The following is an 18,257-nucleotide window of genomic DNA, read 5'->3' as shown; positions in this document are numbered from 1 at the left end:
GCTTGAGGGATAACCAGATGCGCAGGATCATCACATTGAGTGTCGCAGCACTGATACTTGCGGGGTCGTATTTCATCGCCTTTGGCGTTCCAGCATCTCTTGGGGTCGTGTTCGGCATTGAAGCTGATGGTGGCAAAGAGCCGGGCGCGACCGCTGGCCGACCTCAGGCGGACGGCCCGACCGGGAACCCAGCTGTGGGCAGAGCGACGACGGTGGTGCTGGCGCCGCTGACAATGCAGCCCTACGCGGACATCCTGCGCGCGGTTGGTAGTGCCGCTGCGGTGCGCAGTGCCGAAGTGATCGCGGACGTTTCAGGTGAGGTGACTGAGATCAACCTTTCTTCCAACAGACAGGTTTCGGCTGGTGAGATGCTGGTCCAGCTCGATGCGCGAACCGAGGTGTTTAACCGCGAGATCGCACAGGCCGAACTTGATCAGGCCCGCGACACCGTTCAGCGGTATGAGCGTTTGCGGGGGACCGGCAATTCGACCGTAACTGATGTGGCATTGTCTGAGGCGAAGCTGGCCGAGCGACTGGCAGAAGCAAATGTTGGACTGGCTGACGTCGCGCTGGATGACAGGACAATCAGGGCACCAATTTCGGGAAAGCTGAGTCTAAGCGATGTGGAGGTCGGCGACCGCCTGTCTGTTGGCAGCGTCGTCGTTACCATCGACGATTCCGAGGCCTTGCTGGTTGAATTCGAATTGCCGGAGCGGTCCATCGGATTGCTGTCAAAGGAGCAAACCATCCTTGCAAGCACGCCAACATTTACGGGGCGGGTTTTCGAGGGGGGAATTGTATCTTTTGATAGCCGCATCGACAGCGTGACGCGCAGCGTGACGGTTAAGGCGCGTATCGAGAACTCCGATGCCCTACTTTGGCCGGGTATGACATTTGCCGTTCGTATCATCCATGAAAGCGATCCGCTTGCGGTATTGCCCTCTACCGCAATCACGTGGTCGCGCAGCGGATCAAGCGTCTGGATCAATGAGGACGGCGTTGCCAAACAGGTCCCTGCGACGATCCTGTTTCGCCGCAATGATCAGGTGTGGATCAACGCGGATATCGCCATCGGCACATTGGTCGTGACGGAAGGCGCGCAGAAATTGCGCGCTGGATCACGTATCACGGCCGCGAACGCCCCGGCGAGCGAGCCAAATGTCCAAGAGCCCGTTGCGGAGCCGAGCCGCGCAACGCCAGAAGTCGGGCAGACCGAGCCAAAACCATCACCTGCGACTGAGGAGCCGACATGAGCACCTCTACACCTCAAGGCGGCAAATCTGGCATCGCCAACCTCTTTGTCGCGCGCCCATTGTTCGGCATTGTCATCAACCTGCTGATCCTGATCGCAGGGCTTGCCGCGCTTGCGTCGGTCGACGTGCGCGAAATGCCTGATGTAGACCTGCCGGTCCTTTCGATCCGCACCACCTACGAAGGTGCCGTTCCGGCCACCGTCGACCAGCAAGTGACACAGGTATTGGAGGACGCGCTGAGCGCCCTTGAGGGGCTGTCATATATAGAGTCGAGTTCCACAACAGGCTCAAGTCGCATCACCATCGACCTTTCCGAAGGCACGGATGTCAACATCGCCGCGAATGAGGCGCGCGAAATCGTGTCCGCAACACTGCGCGAGCTTCCCGCTGATATTGACGACCCGGTAGTGACAAAAAGCGACAGCAACGCCGATGCTATTATTCGGCTGGCAATATTGGGCGATGCCACCTTTGACGAGATGACACAGCTGGCTGAGGGGGTAATTTATGACCGCCTGTCACTGATCGACGGTATCGCCGAGGTCACAGTTCGCGGCAACCGCGCCAATGAGTTCCGTGTGACGCTCGATATGCCATCGCTGCTCAGCCGTGGATTGACGGTATTCGATGTCTCAGATGCGTTGACGGCCCTGCGCGATGACACTCCGCTAGGTGAATTGGAAGCATCGTCACAGACCTTAGCGCTGCGAGTAGGCAATGCAGAGGTGACTGCTGATAGTGTTGGCCAGATACCCGTCAATGCCACGACCCGCGTGTCCGATGTGGCCTTCGTGCAGGTCGTCCCGGAGGACAGAGATGTCTTTGCCCGCGTCAATGGTCAGCCAGCAATCGGGCTTGATATCAGCCGCCAGTCGGTCGGCAACACGCTGGATATCTCAAAGGCAGTGCGCATAGCCGTCGAAGACCTGCGTGCAGAACTGCCCGATGGCGTGGATATCATCATCACCTCGGACGACGGCGTATTCATCGAAGGGTCAATCGACGAGGTGGTCAAATCCATCGGTCTGGCCACGGTGATCGTGATCGCGGTGATCTTTGCCTTCTTGCGCTCGCCCCGCGCGACGCTGATCCCCGCTGTCACCATCCCGGTGGCGCTGATTGGCACTATCGCGGCGATCTGGCTAACCGGATTTTCCGTCAACACCATCAGCCTTCTTGCACTGGTCCTGGCCACGGGTATGGTCGTCGATGACGCCATCGTCGTGATCGAGAACATCGTGCGCAAGCGCAAGCAGGGCATGGGGGCCTTTGCTGCCGCCGCCGCTGGTACGAATGAGGTGTTCTTTGCCGTTATTTCCACGACTGCGACGTTGGCTGCCGTTTTCATCCCAATCTCGTTCCTGCCGGGGCAGGCCGGCGGTGTATTCAGCGAGTTTGGATTCGTTCTGGCATTCGCCGTTACCCTGTCGTCGATCACGGCGCTGACACTGGCGCCGGTGCTTGCCGCGTTTCTTGATCCCGGCAAACCTGACCCTAAGAGCTCGGGTGCGCCAGACAAGCAGGGGGCGTTCGCCCGCGGTTTTGACACAGTCATGGACCGGGCAATTCGCGCGCCAGTGATCGTGCTGGCCGTCGCCGTCGGCTTTGCGCTTATTGCGGCGGGCGGCGCGGCAACGCTTTCCTCCAGCATTACACCGGATGAGGATCGTGGATTCTTTTTGATCCAAGCGCGCGGCGCGTCTGATACGACGGTCGAGTATCTGGAAACGCAGATCAAGCAGGTCGAGGACATCCTGACGCCTTACCGCGAAAATGGCGACATTGATGCTGTCCAAAGCATTATTGGCGTGGGCGGCGGCACTAGCGCCTTTATCATCGTGCGGCTGCCCGACTGGGCAGAGCGGGACCGCAGCCAGCAAGAGATCATTGCAGATGTCAGCCGCCAGCTAACAGATGTGCCGGGTGTTCAGGTCAACGCTCGCTCGACCAACAGCCTGAACATCCGGGGCGCAGGACGCGGTCTGCAATTTGCAGTCACTGGCACCGATGTCGCGGCCATGACTGATGCGGCTGACACTCTGGTGGCAGCGATGGCTGCCGATAGCGCGTTTATCAATCCACAGCTGTCCAACGACAGCGTGCAGGCACAATACGAGCTGCGGGTGGACCCGGACATGGCGCGCGTATTCGGCCTGACTGAGGCTGAAATTGCCCGGACTGTGAGTGCCATGGTCCAAGGCAATGTCGCCGTCACCGTGTTTGAGGATGACACCGAAACAGAGGTTAACGTGGTGCCGGGCGGCCCCCCGATCAACGATCCCTCAGATCTCGAGTCCGTCTTTCTGCGCCTGCCAGACGGCGCCTATATCCCGCTCTCTGCCGCAGCAACGCTGGAGCCGGTGGTCAGCCAGTCAGAGATTGAGCGTCAGGGCGGGTCACTGGCAGTGTCGGTTCAGGCCAACCTTGGCACGGGGGTCGATCTTGGCACTGCGATGACACAGCTAACGGCGATTGCCGCAGACGCGTTGCCAGACGGTATGGGTATCAACTTTACCGGTGAGGCTGCGACCCTGACCGACGGCCAGGCGGGCATGTACATGGTGTTTGGTGTGGCCCTCATGGTTGTCTTTCTAGTGTTGGCCGCCCAGTTCGAGAGCATCGCCAGCGCGGTCGTCATCATGCTGACGGTCCCATTTGGCCTCGCCGCAGCACTTTTGGCGATCTCACTGACGGGCGGATCGCTGAACTACTACAGCCAAATCGGACTGGTCATGCTGATCGGCGTCATGGCCAAGAACGGCATTCTGATCGTTGAATTTGCAAACCAGCTGCGGGAGGCCGGACAGGACATCGACAGTGCCATCCGCGACGCATTGCGCCTGCGCATCCGGCCCGTGATGATGACAATGGTGTCGACCGTATTTGGCGGCTTACCCCTGATCCTGACGTCGGGTGCCGGGGCCGAGGCGCGTATTGCTGTCGGATGGGTAATCGTCGGCGGCCTCGGCTTCGCCACTGTGTTCACCCTGTTTCTGACACCGGTATTCTACCGCTGGATTGCAGTATGGGGCGCGGCGCCGGGTATGGCGTCCAAGCGATTGAGCAGTGAAAACGCCGCAGCGCTGGCTTTGCAAGAGAAGCCGCCGTCGCAGCCGTCGACGGCGACATTCTAGTAAAGACAGAGTTGGCGTTCGCATCTGATCAAAACGCGCATCTCGCCATCGCCATAGACGGGCACACTTTTTACGCGCATAATTTAACGGTTGGATCGATCTTAGGGCGTATGAAAATTGCAATCTGGTCTCTTGCCGCGATGCTGACGCTGGCGGATTAGAATACAACCTTGGATGCGTTAGCGCGGAACTGGTTTGCCGTTCGGATGATCTGAACGCGGCCTGCGATGCAACTGCCCAACGGCAACGACGTTGAAAAAACCGATCATCAGAGGGAATAATTCCATGATTACCAAAGTAATGCTCGCCGCTGCCCTGTCTCTGACAGGCGCGACCCTTGCTCAGGCACAAGACGCTGACATGAGCTTTTTTATCACCAGCGCGAATCCCGGCAGCGGGGCTGATTTGGGTGGTCTGGCAGGTGCAGATGCTTATTGCAGCTCCCTTGCTGAGGGGGCGGGGGTGACCGGAAAAACCTGGGCCGCCTACCTGTCATCCAGCGCTGAAAACGCTCGCGACCGGATCGGAGCAGGTCCGTGGATGAACTCCAATGGCGTCATCGTCGCGCAAAGCGTTGATGGCCTGCATAGTGAAAACAATAACCTCACTAAGGAAACATCAATTTCTGAGATAGGCGACGTCATTAACGGTCGCGGCGACACGCCAAACCGGCACGACATTCTGACCGGATCGAACCTGGGCGGCACGCTCGAAGGCAACGCCTGCGAGGACTGGACGACAAGCGGAGAAGGCTCGGCGATGGTCGGCCACCACGACCGCACTGGTGGCGGCGATAACCCGACCGCATGGAACTCTGCGCACCCCTCGCGCGGATGCGGGATGGAGGCCCTGCAGGGCACGGGCGGTGAGGGCCTCTTTTACTGCTTCGCAACAGACTAGCGAGCTATACTTTAATGACCGGACGGGCACGCGCAGGCGTGCCCGCTTTTCTGTAGCTATACAGTTTGTCAGGCCTTGGATCCGTCACGCATGCCCGGCCTAATGCCGGCGCTTTAAGTATAGGGCAGAGTTGCGACAACGAGATCGGTGATCGTCGCGCTAACGGCATAGTACCCATAGCTGGATGCCGACCACAGTATAACCGCGCTGACTGCGGTGACGTTCATCGCGCAGGCAGGATGCCCCTGTTCGCGTTTTTGGCAGAAACGAGAGGCATCCACCTCAGGCGCGAAGCAAAGCGTTTGCCCGCTCATGAACGCGGTGGGCGTACCGAGGCGTCGCAGACGGCGTTTTCATCCTCCAACGTGCAGCCTGCTTCGGCTTTGAGGCATCCCAGAATGGCGTTCGAGCCTGCCGCCCCTGCGTGATAATGATAGGCGAGATCCTCGCCATCATGGCCGTTGCAGCTATCCAAATCTTTGGGGGCCGCGCCGGATGCCATCAGGTTCGAGAATATCTGAAACCCGTCCATGGCGATCCCGATCTGTGTGCCATGCTCAACCGCAGCCGCGCCGTGGACCGACCCGAAGGTGGCGGGGGCGGGCGTCAGGCAGTCGGTGACCGCATGGTAGTGATAGCCGACATGCGGGTTCACATGGCCGCCGCAGTCGTCAAAAGGGGCGATGGTATGCGCAGCAAGGATGGCGTCAAGCGGCGCGGGGCCGTCCAGCTTGATCCCGTTATAGGCCACACCTGAGCCCGAGAAGTTTGTGGGCTGTGACCGGCGAACAGGCTGCGGCTCTACCGGGATCACGTAAGTTACGGTCGCGTCGTCTGGCATGTATTCCGGCAGACACTGAACGCAGTAGTTCTGGTATGCTGGATCAACATCAGGGCGTGCGGCGGCCTGGCAGGCCTCCAGCGATCCGGTGAAGCGGATGTTGCCAGTATCTTTGTCAAATAACTGCCACTCCGAGTCGCCGTAAAACTCTGCAAGGTTGGCGATAAACGCGCCGTCCACGTCATGCACTTCGCCGTCCCGCAGCCAAATACCGCCCGCCTCTGCGCTGTCTGCAATATTGGTGGGGCACCAAGGGCCGGGCGTATAGCTCTGCGGGGCTGCCTTTACCGTGATTGAGAAGCAGCTCGTCTCGGTTCCGCCGGATAGAGTGCAGTCAACGACATTCGGGCCCGAAACCAGATCGGCGCCGGAAAAGAACTGCTCGATACTCTCGGTCAGACTGGCCTCATCGTTCGCAAAGCTGGCAGAGCCTGAGGCGAGAAGCGCAATAAGTGCCGAGGGCAGGATGCGGTAGCAATGCGAGTTATTCATGTATGGCTCTCCATTCTGGTGACGATTGGGCTTGAGTTTCAATATTCATTAGCATACTAACTGTTAGCATGCAACATGGCCAATTCAGCTTTCACTTCCTCCTGCACGCTGGCGATCTAGTCGAAGAGCACCTTCGCCGCCGCCTCGCTGACTTAGACGTGCGACCGAGGCAGGCGCGCGTGCTCGACGCTTTGGGCCGAATGGGCGCTGCGTCTCAGATCGACCTTGCACGGTCCTTTCACATCACACCGGCCAGCATGAGTACAATGACGGCGCGGCTGATCGCAGCGGACCTAATCTCGCGCAAAACTGATCCCGAGGAGGCGCGCAGTAATGTGTTGCAGCTGACCGCGCGCGGCCAAAGCCTTCTGTCCGCGATCCATTTGGCGTGGCAGGACGTTGATCGGATGATCGAGGAGCGGCTTGGCGCGGATAAAGCAGCAGCGCTCGCTACTCTCACGCGCGAGTTGCGGAACGGTCTAGGCGGCCGCATGCCCGGAGCTGTATTGCCCGGACTTACGATTTCATCTTGAAAGGTACCCGATGTCGCACCTGATCCTTCCACTGGCTCGGCTGATGCTTGCATCTGCATTGTTGGCTCCCGGCCTCGCCAGCGCCCATTCCGATGCTTCGCACTTCACCGAGACAGCCTTTGTCGAAGCGCCGGAGGTGGTGGATTGCACCTTGGAGAATGGTGTGCAAACTCAGTGTCACCAGCTTAAAGTAGGCTATCTTCCCGACGGATTGGAAATCGGGCCATTTTGCCCGGCGACGTTGGACGACGAGGGCGGTGTCTGGGACTGGACTGGCGATGATGCAGGGCTTTACCGCATAAATCGCGAATTCCTGATGATGTTAGACAGCCTCGGCTACCGCTTTTTTGATGCGGGCGGGACGGTCCATGTGGTCTATAACGCGTCTACGCCGCCCGAGGACGATCACGCTTGCATCAATGTCACCGCTGATGAGAGTGTTGAGATCACTGCTGGTTCCCGTTGAGCCCGTGATGGCCGACACGGCAACAAAGCTCGGCACTGTTGCAAGGGTGGGCGTGGCGCTGGACGGCGTGCCGATATTTGCCGATGCGCCGTCGATCCAGCAGACCGGGCACATGCCTGCGCTCGACGTTTGCGGTGGTCATATTGATCCGGGCGGATGGTATCACTGGCACGCGACCTCGACCGATATCGGCACAGTGTTTGAGGCAGAGGGCGTCGCAGCCGACTGCGCGCTGACGCAGGACACAAGCGCGATGTTCGGCTATGCCTTTGACGGTTTTGCGATGTATGGCAGCACGGATGTCGGCGGCACGGTCCCTGACAACCTTGATCAATGCAACGGCCATATCGGGGCGACCGCAGATGACGGCGCAATCTATCACTATCATGCGACTGCGTGTTGATTTCCACGCAGATGTGAGCCGGATACACGGATAATTTCCACTGAGATTTGAGCCATGTAACCCTTTCCCTCGAGCGCGTGGCGCAATGGGGAGAAATGGAGTGATACACATGGGACTTTTGAACAATATCAGACGCATGTCTTTGCGGGAGAAGCAATCGATCCGCGAGATTGCGCGACGCACTGGCCTGTCACGCAACACCATCACGAAGTATCTGAACGCAGGCACGATCGAGCCGCAATTTGCGACGCCGGAGCGCCAGAGCAAGCTCGATCCCTTCGCGGAGAAGCTGACTGGGTGGCTGAAGACGGAGGCCGGCAAGTCGCGTATGCAGCGACGGACGCTGAAGCAGCTACATGCCGATCAGGTGGTGCTCGGATGTACCGCGTCTTACGGTCGGGTCGCGGCTTTTGCGCGTGACTGGCGTGCCGACCGGCAGCGGGAGCAGCAAACGACAGTACGGGGCATCTTCGTGCCACTGGTCTTCCGCCCGGTGTTCGATAAAAAAGGCGAGGGCCATACCCTGCAGACGCCGGATCGAAGTTCATAAAAATACCGTTTCGCACATTCACGGTTCGTTTCCGTTATGTCCTGCGAAACATGGAGATTAACGTAATGATAATAAAAGGAATTCGTTCGATTTAGGTTCTGGCGCCTTTGGCGTGGGGGTTCGAGTCCCTTCACCCGCACCACTTTAATTTTATTGAAGAGTCACGCAGATCACTATGCGCCCAAAGGCCGCCGTGCACCCTTGGGCGCGCTAGCCTGCCTAGTAGTTCTGAACGTTGCTCACCACGCCGAACGCGGACCCAACGAGGCCGAGGATCGTGCGCACGGATGTGACCGTCGATTCGGTCGCCAGCACTGTGTCTTTGGGTTGAATCTGGAATTTGCGTGCGGCGAACAGGCCATCGGCGCTGGTCAGATCAAAGGCAAAGATGACTTGCGGCTTTGACGGCCCGGAGCCGTCGGCGCGCAGCGCTTTTTGACCATAATCGCGCAGCACCAGCACGCCTTTGGGGTTCGCGCGGCTGTCGGAAAGGCCGCCGATAATCGACAGCGCCTCAAGCGCCGTGACGTCTTCTTGTTCGAAACGGATCAACTGCTCCGAGCCGGTAGCACCGAAGGCGGTGAAATAGCGCTGATCCTCCAGCACCATTACGTTGTCACCGCCGCGCAGGGTGATGTTGTGCGATGCATCCGCAAACAGGCGCTCGGAGCGGATGGTGTAGGTGCTGCCGCCGCGTTGCAACTGCACCAGCGGATGACGCAGCGATGGCGCGATACCGCCCCCTTGCGCGATCAGGCTAAGGATATTGAAATTGCGGTCCGCCATGGGAAAGCTGCCCGGCTTTGCCACGCCCGACACCAGATCGACGGCGTTATTCGGCCCCGGCGTCAGCTCTAGCTGGACTTGCGCCGACGGCACGATAGAGGTGATGCGGTTCTGTATCTCGCGGCGCGCCTGCGCGGGGGTCTGGCCGTTGATCACCACCTCATCGAGATAGGGAACAAAGATCGTGCCCGTGGGCGATACCGTCAGCCCGGGCATCGTGACCGATTTGACGTCGGCTTGGGTCAGCAGCGAATTCTCTTGATTGTCCCAGATCGCCAGATCCACCTTGTCGCCCGCGCGAATGACTGCGCTTTTCGGCCCGCGCGTGCCGGTGGGCCAGCGATACTGCGTGTTGGTCCCGGTGCCGGGCCAATGCGCGACGGCGGCGGCATTGGCGCGTCCGACGCGCACGACCTGAAATGCCGACGTCTCGGACTGTTCTTCCTTGACGATCTCGGACGTCAGCGCCGCGCCGCGCGGCAGGCTACACGCTGGCACAGCTATGAGGGCCAGGCCGACAACGGCCCATTTCATGGTATTTCCGATGAATGTGATTGATCGGCCCACGCGGCTTGCCCCCCGGTCAGTGCATGTCCCCGTTGGGAGTGCGAAGCCGTCTATATGCCCCGCCACTCTGGCGACACAACCTAAAAGGTAGCGCCAAGACCCAAGGACAGCCGGATATTTCGCCCAAGGCACAAGGCGTTGTGCATCCGGTGCGTTTGCAAGGCGGAGTGCGGCGGATCACCGCCGGTTTTTGCCCATGGCCGGGCCGCGCACGGCGCGATAGGCTGCGCCACCAAGGATGGGGCCATAGTGAGGCAGGGGCGGCATGGGCAGAAAAACGGTGATTGTTGGCGGCGGCGCTTGGGGCACGGCGCTGGCTTGTGTGGCGCTTCGGGCCGGTCAGGACACCGCGTTGCTGTGCCGCGACGGCGAAGTGGCAGAAGCGCTGTCCGAACGTGGCACCAATCCGCGCTATCTGCCCGGCATCCAATTGCCCGAAAGGATCGCCGCGACGACCGATCCCAGTGTTCTGGAGGATGCTGGGATCGTCATCCTCGCCATCCCGGCGCAAGGCCTGCGTGCTGCTCTGCCCGCCCTTGCTCCGCACATCCCGCCTGACGCCGTGCTGATCAACACCGCCAAGGGTATTGAGGTGGCGACTGGCCTCACTCTTAGCCATGCGCTGGCCGAGCTGTGCCCGGATCGTCCTCAGGCGATTCTGTCCGGTCCCAGCTTTGCCACCGACGTGGCGGTGGGCAAGCCGACGGCAGTGACGCTGGCGTCGGTTGATGAGGCGCTCGCGCTCAGCCTCTGTCGCGCGCTCAGCTCGGACGCGTTCCGCGTTTATGCCAGCGGCGACGTGGCGGGTGTCGAGACAGGCGGCGCGTTGAAAAATGTCTATGCCATCGCGGCTGGGATCGTCATCGGCATGGGCTATGGCGAAAGCGCCAAGGCCGCGCTGATCACTCGCGCTTTCGTCGAGCTGCGCCGATTGGGCACCGCGATGGGCGGGCAGGAACAGACCTATATGGGCCTGTCCGGCTTTGGCGATCTGATGCTCAGCTGCGCCTCGCCGCAATCGCGTAATTTCGGGTATGGCATGGCCTTGGGCCAGGGCGAGGATCTGGCCGGTCGCCCGCTTGCCGAGGGTGCGGCGACAGTGCAGATTGCCGGACGGATCGCCGAGGAGCGCGGCGTCGACGCGCCGATCCTGCAAATGACGCGCCGCCTGCTGGCGGGCGAAGTGACGCCGCAGGACGCGATGCAAATCCTGCTGACAAGGCCGATCAAGGAAGAGTTCTGAGGCTTAGCGCAGTGAGCGGAATACTGTCTTTAGCATGATTTCCCAATCATAGCAGAAAGACCGATTGCGCTGATAAATCAGGTCGACCCGCGCCTTGCGCGGCACACAGCGCGCGGCATAGACGCGGTCGGTTTCCTCGGCGCCTTGGCAGCGCGACAGTAGATAATCCTCATGCTCGTGAAAATAGAGCGTGGCGAGGCCGGTGATGCCGGGCCGTGACGTCAGAACCTGCGCGTAGATTTCTGGAAACCGCTCGACATATAGGCGTAGGGGCGGGCGCGGGCCGACGAGGCTGATGTCGCCTTTCAGAACGTTGATGATCTGGGGCAGTTCGTCTAGCCGTGTACGGCGCAGCATCCTGCCCGTGCGTGTCAGTCGATCCGTCTTGTGACCGCCCGACACGCCGGTGTCGGCTGTAGTGGGGCGCATGGTGCGGAACTTTATCAGGCCAAAGGGCTGCGTCGGCGTCTTCATCCGCTCGGCCACGTAGAAAATGGGCCGCCCGTCGCGGATGGCAATGACAATCGCAACACAGATCATCACCGGTAGCAGCACCGTGCCTAGGAAGATTGCCGACATGAAGTCGAAGAAGCGTTTGAAGGGTGTCATGACGTGTCTTTCAGATGATCCCATTGGCCCAGCATATGCCGGGCGGTGGAGGCATCCGCGTCGAAGCGGTGCCTTGCCGCCAGCGCGCTGCATTCCAGCGTGACGATCTGGACCGCATCCGGTGGTGCCGGGCGCATCACATAGGGCGTGCCGCTGACCTCCAGCAGCGTTTGCATCGCGATGGGTGCGGGCGCCCCGATGTTCAAAACCTCGGGCAGTGCGTCGCCCGCGTGCAACAGCGTTTCCAGCACCTGCGCCAATGTGGCGGGGCCGATGTAGGATCGCAGCGGGCCGTGCCCGTCGATGAACTGGTCCAAAGTGAGTGGGTGATCTGCACTGGCCTTTGCCGCATTCAGCATCAGCGCGTCTGCGCCCAACACGTTGCCGATCCTTAGCGCGGTAATGGGCGGGGCTTGGCCTTGCACTGCGCGCTCGGCCTCTAGCTTGGCCTTGCCATAGGGGCTGGAGGGGGCGGGCGTGTCCGTCTCGCGATAGGGATGCGCCGCAGCAGTGCCGTAGATCGCCGCGCTGGACGCCAGCAGCATATGCGCTGCGCCCATCTGCGCCGCCGCCGCATGGCAGGTGCGTGCGATGACGGCGTTTTGGGACAGATCGTCATCCTCGCCGGGGGTGATTCCGGCCAGCACCAGCAACCGGTCAAACGGGCCATGCGCGGCCAGCGCCCCGGGGCCATCCGCAGCGTTCCAGATAATATCGCCGCCCCGCCGCGCCTGATAGCTGAATGCGATACCGCGCGGAGGATGGGCCTGCCAGTAGCGGTGCAGCATCCGGCCCACGCGGCCAGTGCCGCCGATCACCAACACCTTTAGATCGTCCGTCACGCAAGCCCCGCCGCAAATTCAAACGGGCAGTCTAGCGGCTTTCGCGGCAGGTGCCAGAGGTGGTTAGCGCGGCGCGACGTCGGGGATCAGCAGTGCTGCACCCAGCACCTTGCGCGTGCCGTCGAACACGGTCGGTTTTTCGCCGCGCCAGCGCGAGAAATGGCGATGACGTGCCGCTTCACTGCTGCCCAGTTGCGCCAGTGTCTCGTTCGTCTCATCGGCGATGCGGCCAAGACGGGTGCGCAGATTGTCCTGATACTGCCCGCGATGCTTGGCCTCCATGCGCAAGTGAAACAGCGAGGACCGGATGCGCGGTTTGATCTCCATATCGGCGACGGCGGCGGGCGCCATCTGCCAGCCTTGCTGAGCCACCGCGATCAGCGCGCCTGCATCCTTCCCGCGCGACAGCCGCACCATGGCGCGTCCGGCGGGGGCCGTTGCGCGGCGCAGATCGGTAGCCGCAAAGCGCCCGCGCGCCAAAGCGTCGGCGCAATAGAACAGCCGCCCGGCGCGCGCCATGGACCCGGCGCAGAACGCCTCGTTGCCGGCCTCCATCAGCCGTTCCCACATCAGGTCGGCGCGGGTCCAGCCCGATGCCTGCGCCAGTCGCCAGTCGGGATCGCTGCGCTTAAATGCCCAAATATGCGGCACGGACGGTTTCGTTATCGTGTAGCTCATGGGCAGGCCCCTCCATCGCGCAATTGCCGGTTTCCAGCACATAGGCGTAATCGGCCAGCTCCAGCGCCAGCTCGGCGTTCTGTTCGACCAGCACCACCGACAGGCCGCGCTGATTGATCTCTTCGATGATCACGGCGATTTCTTCGACGATGACGGGGGCGAGGCCCATGGATGGCTCGTCCATCAGCAAAAGACGGGGATTGGACATCAGTGCGCGTCCGATCGCCAACATCTGCTGTTCGCCGCCCGACATGGTCTGTGCGCGCTGAGTGCGCCGTTCGCGCAGGCGCTCGAACCGCTTAAAGACGTCCTCAAGGTCGTTCTCGATCCCGTCCTTGTCGCGGCGCAGGAACGCGCCGGTGCGCAGGTTTTCCTCGACCGTCATGTTGGGAAAAATGCGCCGTCCCTCGGGAACATGCGCGATGCCGTGGGCCACGACCTTGGAGGCGGGGAGCCCGTCGATGCGCTTGCCTTCAAAGGTGATCTCGCCCTTGGTGATCGGTTCCATCCCCGACATGGCGCGCAAGGTCGTCGTCTTGCCCGCGCCATTGCCGCCGATGATGGTGACGATCTTGCCCTCGGGCACCTGGACGCTGATATCGCGGATCGCGTTGATCTTGCCATAGTTTACGGAAATGCCCTTCATCTCAAGCAACATGGCGCGCACCTCCCAGATAAGCCTCAATAACGGCGGGGTGGTTGCGGATCTCCTTGGGATTGCCCTCGGCCAGAAACTTGCCAAAGCTCATGCAGGTGATGGTATCGCAGAGACCCATGATGGCCTGCATGTCATGTTCGACCAGCAAAATGGTCGTGCCAGCCTCGCGCAGGCGGCGCATCAGGTCCATCATCTGGCGCGTTTCCTCGGGGTTCATGCCGGTAAATGGCTCGTCCAGCAGCATCAGGTCGGGGTGGCTGGCATAGGCGACGGCCATGCCCAACGCGCGCTGGTGGCCGTGACTCAGATCGCCGGCGCGTTCGGTGGTAAGCTGGTCCAGACCAAAGAACTCCAGCGCCTCGCGCGCGCGCGCCTCGGCGCCGCGCCTGTCTTCGTGGTCCCAGCCGACAATAGCGGCAAAGATGTTTGGCCGGAACGGCATATGCGTGCCAATCAGCGCGTTTTCCATCACCGTCAGTTCGGCGAAAAGGGTCGAGTGCTGGAAGGTGCGCACGACGCCGCGCCGTGCGACCTCGTGCATCTTCAGGCCAGATATATCCTCGCCGCGCAGCAGAACCTTGCCCGAGGTCGGCTTGTAGAAGCCCGAGATCATGTTGAACGTCGTCGTTTTGCCTGCACCATTGGGGCCGATAAGCCCGTGGATGGTGCCGTGATCGACGGTAAAGTTCAGCGCATCGACCGCGACCAGACCGCCGAATCGCATGGTCAGATCCTGGACCTTGAGAAAGTGGCTCATTGCTTGGCTCTCCGCTTGGTGAATTTCTGAACGATGCTTTCCAGCCCTTTGGGCAGGAACAAGATCGAGCATATCAGGATCGCGCCATAAATCAGCGGGCGCATCTGCTCAAAGCCCAGTTCGCGTAGCACGACCTCGTTGAGGATGGTCAATGCCACACAGCCCAGGATCGGACCGTAGAACGTTCCAGTGCCGCCGACGATAGCCCATGTGAGAACGAATACCATCAAATCCAGATCGAAGCTGTTCGGGTTGATCGTGCCGATGTAATGGGCCAGCAGCGCGCCACCGATGCCAGCGAATCCACTGGCGACCGCGAAGGCCAGCGTGCGATAGGCGCGCAAGTTGACGCCCGACGCCTCGGCCAGCTTGTCCTGCCAGTGGACGGCATGGAACGTCAGGCCCACTGGGCTACGCTCGATCCGCCAGAGGATCCAGAGGCAAATCGCGACGATGAATCCGGCAAAGTAGAAATAGCTGACCGGCTCGAAGAAATCGAAATTGTAGATGCCGATGGAAAAGTCGGGCATCGGGTCGATCCCCTTGATGCCCTTGGCACCGCCGAACGGATCGCGGAAATGCTTCCACAGAAGGCGGATGATCTCGCCCGCGGCAAAGCTGCCGATGAGGAAGTAGAACCCCTTCATGCGGAACAACGGAAAGCTGAGGATGACTGCGATCAGCGCAGCAGTAAGCCCGCCCAGCAGCATCGAAACAGGCACCCACAGCCCAAGTTCCTTGGTAAAGAGCGCGCTGGCATAGGCGCCGACGCCCATGATGACGACATGCGCCAGCGACCATTCACCGGTCAGCGTCAGCAGGCGATAAGAAGATACCACCAGAATATTGATGGTGAGAAATACCAGAATTTCCTGTTGGGAAAAGCTGAGCCCGTGGGGCAGGGCGATCAGCGCGACGGCCACGATGAGCCAGATCAGAAATTTAAGCACGATCCGCACTCCCGAACAGGCCAGTCGGCTTGACGATCAGGACCAGCAGCATCAACGCAAGGCCAGTGATGTCGGCGACAACGCCGCCGTAGAAGGTCGTCACGAACGTATGCACGAAGGCATAGACCACCGATGCGATGATCGCACCTTCCAGTGATCCGATGCCGCCGACGATGATGACGATAAACGCCGTCACGATGACCGAATGGCCCATATGCGGATTAACCGATATCAACGGCGCAGTCAGCGCGCCGGCTATGCCCGCAAGGCCAGCACCGATAAACATCGCGATGCGTGCGGTCTGGACAATCGAGATACCCTGCAACTCTGCCGCTTGCGGATCCTGCGCCGAGGCGCGCAGCGCCCAACCGAACCGCGTGCGTTTCAGGAAATACCACAGGGCCGACAGCAACAGGACTGATGCGACGATGACATAGACGCGTGCCAGCGGGATGCTGATGCCATCCGAAAGCCAGATCACATGCTGCGTCACCGGCGGGATGAACTCCATCCGCACGCCAAAGCCCATGACGGCCAGCGATTGCAGGATCATCAGAAACCCGATTGACGCGACCAGCCCGCCCAACGGGTTGTCCCTGAGTGGCCTGAACAACGCCCGCTCCATCAGCAGGCCCAGAAAGCCGACGAATAAGAGTCCGACGATGACTGCCAGGAAAAATGGCATGTGCATGTCGGCATAAACGGCGACGACGACATATGCGCCCGCCATGAACAGTTCGCCATGGGCGAAGTTGATGACGCCCATCACGCCAAAGATCAGCACAAGGCCGACGGCGACAAGTGAGATGTAGCTCGCGGCATAGACGGCATTCAGGCCTGTCTGGGCCAGAAGATCCAGCATGGTTTTCAGCTTTCCAAGAGGGGGCAGAAAAGCGGCGCGAGAGGGGGACTCCCGCGCCGCGGTCAGTGACGTATCAGCCGCGCTGATCGTACATCTGGTCGTAAGCCTGCATGTGCTTGATCAGCAGGTCGCCGTGCTGGTCATACCAGTCGGGGATCGACTTGAAGCCCTTGATGACGGCCTTGCCGTCCTCGATCACGACCACGGGCCAGTCACCGACCAACGCGTTGTCGATGCCGAACAGCTCGGTGCCCCACCATTTGGCGTCGCCAAATGCGTGTTTGCCAGTGCCGCCCTCTTTCATGGCGGTGATGACGGCCTCGGGATCGGCTGAGCCGGCCTTTTCGGCGGCGGCCTTCCATAGGTCCATGATTGATGCATATTCCCAGCTAACCGCGCCCCACTGGCCGGGGTGACGTTCGGCATAGGCTTCGTAAAAGCCGTTCGCATCCTCAAAGTTGATGTTGTCGCCCGCCAGTGCCGGATCGTCGAAGTCCGGGAACTGAAAGATGAAGCCTTCCATGAATTCCTTGGACGTCTTGGCGATCATCTGGTCATAGAAATCGGCGGTCGCGCTGATCATCTTGCCCTTGTAGCCCTGTTGGAACAGCTGCTCGCAGATGGGGTGCACATAGTCCGAATAGCAGGTGTCGAGGCAGATGATATCGGGGTTGCTGGACATCAGGCGCGTGACGATCGGCGCAAAGTCGGTGGTGGCTGGATCGAACAGCAGCGGCTCTTCTAACACTTCGATATCGCGGGCCTCGAACGCGGCCAGATAGGTCGCGACCGACGGCAGGCCCAGAGCGTCATCCTGCGCGCAGATCACGGCAGTTTTTGCATCGGGATAGGTGTCGGCCAAATAGTCGACGCCGGTGACCAGATAGATCGGATGCACCTCGGTCGGCGCGATCAGCGTGGTGCTGTCGGGGCTGAGGTCCGAGGGCAGGAGGGTCGAGAACAGCATCCCGGTCTTGTCCGCCACAGGCTGCACGCCGGGCCATGTATCGCCGCCCAGCATCATGATAAAGCTGACATTATCCTCGCGGATCAGCTGGGTCGCGCCGGTGCGCGCCTTGGCTGGGTCATACTCATTGTCATAGCTGACCAATTCGACGGGGTGCTTGCCATCCGACAACTCGATCCCACCGGCCGCATTCACACGCTCGGCCCAGATTTCGCAGCCATCAAGGCCGGGCTTGCCCCATGCGGCGACCGCGCCGGTCAGCGGCGCAAGAAAGCCGATCTTGATCGGCTCGCCCGCGGCCAGCGACATGCTGGGCAGGCTGGCACCAACGGCGGTGATGGCCGTGCTTTTCAGGAAGGTGCGGCGTGACAGGCCCGCAGCCATAATCTTGGAAATCATCTAGTTTCTCCCATGTTGAAGCCGCAAATTTTACGCGGCGCATATCTTGGAGACCGGAAAATCAGGCGTTTATCCAGCCTGCTTGGCGCAGGCACCCGCGCGCGCCGAGCTTTTGGGCAGCGAGGAAAGGATCGGTCCGGTCTCGCCCAAAGGGTAACAGTGGGCTGGTTTCACAAGCAAGAAACTTTGTTGCTTCGTGGTTCAGTTTTTTGAACCAATTGTGCGCTCGATCAAGTTGCGTCGAAATGCCACAGGGCATTTATCATTTTTAAACAACATGTTGCGAAATGTCGCACCTTGCGCCTCCGGTCTGGGTTAATAGACCAATTCTTGAACCGGAGTTCTCGTCAAAGCGTGGCTCAACCGC

Annotated in this window: 17 protein-coding genes and 1 pseudogene; 8 read left to right on the top strand and 10 right to left on the bottom strand. The window is 60.6% G+C overall.

Annotation, left to right across the window (positions count from 1 at the left end):
- Positions 1-17: 17 nt before the first annotated feature.
- The 3 genes from U3654_RS12875 (at position 18) to U3654_RS12865 (ending at position 5,287) form a co-directional block, all read left to right on the top strand.
- Positions 18-1,253 (top strand): efflux RND transporter periplasmic adaptor subunit, encoded by a 1,236-nt coding sequence (locus U3654_RS12875; RefSeq protein ID WP_324751952.1) that lies wholly within the window; start codon positions 18-20, stop codon positions 1,251-1,253.
- Positions 1,250-4,387: an efflux RND transporter permease subunit gene (locus tag U3654_RS12870; RefSeq protein WP_324751951.1), complete on the top strand. Its 3,138-nt coding sequence runs from the start codon at positions 1,250-1,252 to the stop codon at positions 4,385-4,387. The genes U3654_RS12875 and U3654_RS12870 overlap by 4 nt, the downstream gene beginning before the upstream one ends.
- 252 nt (positions 4,388-4,639) lie before the next feature.
- Positions 4,640-5,287, top strand: coding sequence for a hypothetical protein (locus tag U3654_RS12865; RefSeq protein WP_324751950.1), 648 nt, complete (start codon positions 4,640-4,642; stop codon positions 5,285-5,287).
- 310 nt (positions 5,288-5,597) lie between these two features.
- Here U3654_RS12865 and U3654_RS12860 read toward each other — a convergent pair whose 3' ends face one another.
- A complete protein-coding gene (locus tag U3654_RS12860; protein ID WP_324751949.1) occupies positions 5,598-6,620 on the bottom strand; it encodes a YHYH protein in 1,023 nt (340 codons plus the stop codon).
- Between the two features lie 68 nt (positions 6,621-6,688).
- On the opposite strand from U3654_RS12860, the gene U3654_RS12855 reads away from it, so the two are divergent.
- The 4 genes and pseudogenes from U3654_RS12855 to U3654_RS12840 form a co-directional block, all read left to right on the top strand.
- Positions 6,689-7,153: a MarR family winged helix-turn-helix transcriptional regulator gene (locus tag U3654_RS12855; RefSeq protein WP_324751948.1), complete on the top strand. Its 465-nt coding sequence runs from the start codon at positions 6,689-6,691 to the stop codon at positions 7,151-7,153.
- A 10-nt stretch (positions 7,154-7,163) separates the two neighbouring features.
- On the top strand, positions 7,164-7,619 hold the full coding sequence (locus tag U3654_RS12850) for a hypothetical protein (protein WP_324751947.1): 456 nt from the start codon (positions 7,164-7,166) through the stop codon (positions 7,617-7,619).
- 7 nt (positions 7,620-7,626) lie between these two features.
- A complete protein-coding gene (locus U3654_RS12845) occupies positions 7,627-8,022 on the top strand; it encodes a YHYH protein (RefSeq protein WP_324751946.1) in 396 nt (131 codons plus the stop codon).
- A gap of 109 nt (positions 8,023-8,131) precedes the next feature.
- Positions 8,132-8,515: pseudogene (locus tag U3654_RS12840) on the top strand (helix-turn-helix domain-containing protein); the annotation flags it as partial.
- 276 nt (positions 8,516-8,791) lie between these two features.
- Here the strand turns inward: U3654_RS12840 and U3654_RS12835 are convergent.
- The gene (locus U3654_RS12835; RefSeq protein ID WP_324751945.1) at positions 8,792-9,892 is read right to left on the bottom strand and encodes a polysaccharide biosynthesis/export family protein; all 1,101 of its coding nucleotides are present in this window, start codon (positions 9,890-9,892) and stop codon (positions 8,792-8,794) included.
- 298 nt (positions 9,893-10,190) lie between these two features.
- Here U3654_RS12835 and U3654_RS12830 point away from each other — a divergent pair, with 298 nt between their 5' ends.
- Positions 10,191-11,168 carry an NAD(P)H-dependent glycerol-3-phosphate dehydrogenase gene (locus U3654_RS12830; RefSeq protein ID WP_324751944.1) on the top strand — a complete coding sequence of 326 codons (978 nt, stop codon included), beginning with the start codon at positions 10,191-10,193 and terminating at the stop codon, positions 11,166-11,168.
- A 3-nt stretch (positions 11,169-11,171) separates the two neighbouring features.
- Here the strand turns inward: U3654_RS12830 and U3654_RS12825 are convergent, their stop codons facing one another.
- The 8 genes from U3654_RS12825 to U3654_RS12790 all read right to left on the bottom strand — a co-directional run bounded on the left by U3654_RS12825 (position 11,172) and on the right by U3654_RS12790 (position 17,890).
- Positions 11,172-11,777 (bottom strand): sugar transferase, encoded by a 606-nt coding sequence (locus U3654_RS12825; protein ID WP_324751943.1) that lies wholly within the window; start codon positions 11,775-11,777, stop codon positions 11,172-11,174.
- The gene (locus U3654_RS12820; RefSeq protein ID WP_324751942.1) at positions 11,774-12,619 is read right to left on the bottom strand and encodes an NAD(P)-dependent oxidoreductase; all 846 of its coding nucleotides are present in this window, start codon (positions 12,617-12,619) and stop codon (positions 11,774-11,776) included. Before U3654_RS12820 ends, U3654_RS12825 begins: the two co-directional genes overlap by 4 nt.
- A 63-nt stretch (positions 12,620-12,682) precedes the next feature.
- A complete protein-coding gene (locus U3654_RS12815; RefSeq protein WP_324751941.1) occupies positions 12,683-13,297 on the bottom strand; it encodes a tetratricopeptide repeat-containing protein in 615 nt (204 codons plus the stop codon).
- Complete coding sequence (locus U3654_RS12810) at positions 13,248-13,955, bottom strand: ABC transporter ATP-binding protein (protein WP_416384513.1); 708 nt, start codon at positions 13,953-13,955, stop codon at positions 13,248-13,250. Before U3654_RS12810 ends, U3654_RS12815 begins: the two co-directional genes overlap by 50 nt.
- Positions 13,945-14,712: an ABC transporter ATP-binding protein gene (locus tag U3654_RS12805; protein ID WP_324751940.1), complete on the bottom strand. Its 768-nt coding sequence runs from the start codon at positions 14,710-14,712 to the stop codon at positions 13,945-13,947. The genes U3654_RS12810 and U3654_RS12805 overlap by 11 nt, the downstream gene beginning before the upstream one ends.
- Positions 14,709-15,662 (bottom strand): branched-chain amino acid ABC transporter permease, encoded by a 954-nt coding sequence (locus U3654_RS12800; protein ID WP_324751939.1) that lies wholly within the window; start codon positions 15,660-15,662, stop codon positions 14,709-14,711. The genes U3654_RS12805 and U3654_RS12800 overlap by 4 nt, the downstream gene beginning before the upstream one ends.
- Complete coding sequence (locus U3654_RS12795) at positions 15,655-16,524, bottom strand: branched-chain amino acid ABC transporter permease (protein WP_324751938.1); 870 nt, start codon at positions 16,522-16,524, stop codon at positions 15,655-15,657. The genes U3654_RS12800 and U3654_RS12795 overlap by 8 nt, the downstream gene beginning before the upstream one ends.
- A gap of 73 nt (positions 16,525-16,597) precedes the next feature.
- Complete coding sequence (locus U3654_RS12790) at positions 16,598-17,890, bottom strand: ABC transporter substrate-binding protein (RefSeq protein WP_324751937.1); 1,293 nt, start codon at positions 17,888-17,890, stop codon at positions 16,598-16,600.
- Positions 17,891-18,257: the final 367 nt, after the last annotated feature.

Source organism: Roseovarius sp. Pro17 (assembly GCF_035599575.1).
Lineage (GTDB): Bacteria > Pseudomonadota > Alphaproteobacteria > Rhodobacterales > Rhodobacteraceae > Roseovarius.
The sequence above is the reverse complement of the archived record's forward strand: the minus strand, read 5'-3'. Positions and strand labels throughout refer to the sequence as shown.

What these genes read in the sequence shown, in the direction of transcription:
- U3654_RS12875 (WP_324751952.1), top strand. Translation starts at nt 18, where the DNA reads ATGCGCAGGATCATCACATTGAGTGTCGCAGCACTGATACTTGCGGGG.
- U3654_RS12870 (WP_324751951.1), top strand. Translation starts at nt 1,250, where the DNA reads ATGAGCACCTCTACACCTCAAGGCGGCAAATCTGGCATCGCCAACCTC.
- U3654_RS12860 (WP_324751949.1), bottom strand. Translation starts at nt 6,620, where the DNA reads ATGAATAACTCGCATTGCTACCGCATCCTGCCCTCGGCACTTATTGCG.
- U3654_RS12855 (WP_324751948.1), top strand. Translation starts at nt 6,689, where the DNA reads ATGCAACATGGCCAATTCAGCTTTCACTTCCTCCTGCACGCTGGCGAT.
- U3654_RS12850 (WP_324751947.1), top strand. Translation starts at nt 7,164, where the DNA reads ATGTCGCACCTGATCCTTCCACTGGCTCGGCTGATGCTTGCATCTGCA.
- U3654_RS12845 (WP_324751946.1), top strand. Translation starts at nt 7,627, where the DNA reads ATGGCCGACACGGCAACAAAGCTCGGCACTGTTGCAAGGGTGGGCGTG.
- U3654_RS12835 (WP_324751945.1), bottom strand. Translation starts at nt 9,892, where the DNA reads ATGAAATGGGCCGTTGTCGGCCTGGCCCTCATAGCTGTGCCAGCGTGT.
- U3654_RS12830 (WP_324751944.1), top strand. Translation starts at nt 10,191, where the DNA reads ATGGGCAGAAAAACGGTGATTGTTGGCGGCGGCGCTTGGGGCACGGCG.
- U3654_RS12825 (WP_324751943.1), bottom strand. Translation starts at nt 11,777, where the DNA reads ATGACACCCTTCAAACGCTTCTTCGACTTCATGTCGGCAATCTTCCTA.
- U3654_RS12815 (WP_324751941.1), bottom strand. Translation starts at nt 13,297, where the DNA reads ATGAGCTACACGATAACGAAACCGTCCGTGCCGCATATTTGGGCATTT.
- U3654_RS12810 (WP_416384513.1), bottom strand. Translation starts at nt 13,955, where the DNA reads ATGTTGCTTGAGATGAAGGGCATTTCCGTAAACTATGGCAAGATCAAC.
- U3654_RS12805 (WP_324751940.1), bottom strand. Translation starts at nt 14,712, where the DNA reads ATGAGCCACTTTCTCAAGGTCCAGGATCTGACCATGCGATTCGGCGGT.
- U3654_RS12795 (WP_324751938.1), bottom strand. Translation starts at nt 16,524, where the DNA reads ATGCTGGATCTTCTGGCCCAGACAGGCCTGAATGCCGTCTATGCCGCG.
- U3654_RS12790 (WP_324751937.1), bottom strand. Translation starts at nt 17,890, where the DNA reads ATGATTTCCAAGATTATGGCTGCGGGCCTGTCACGCCGCACCTTCCTG.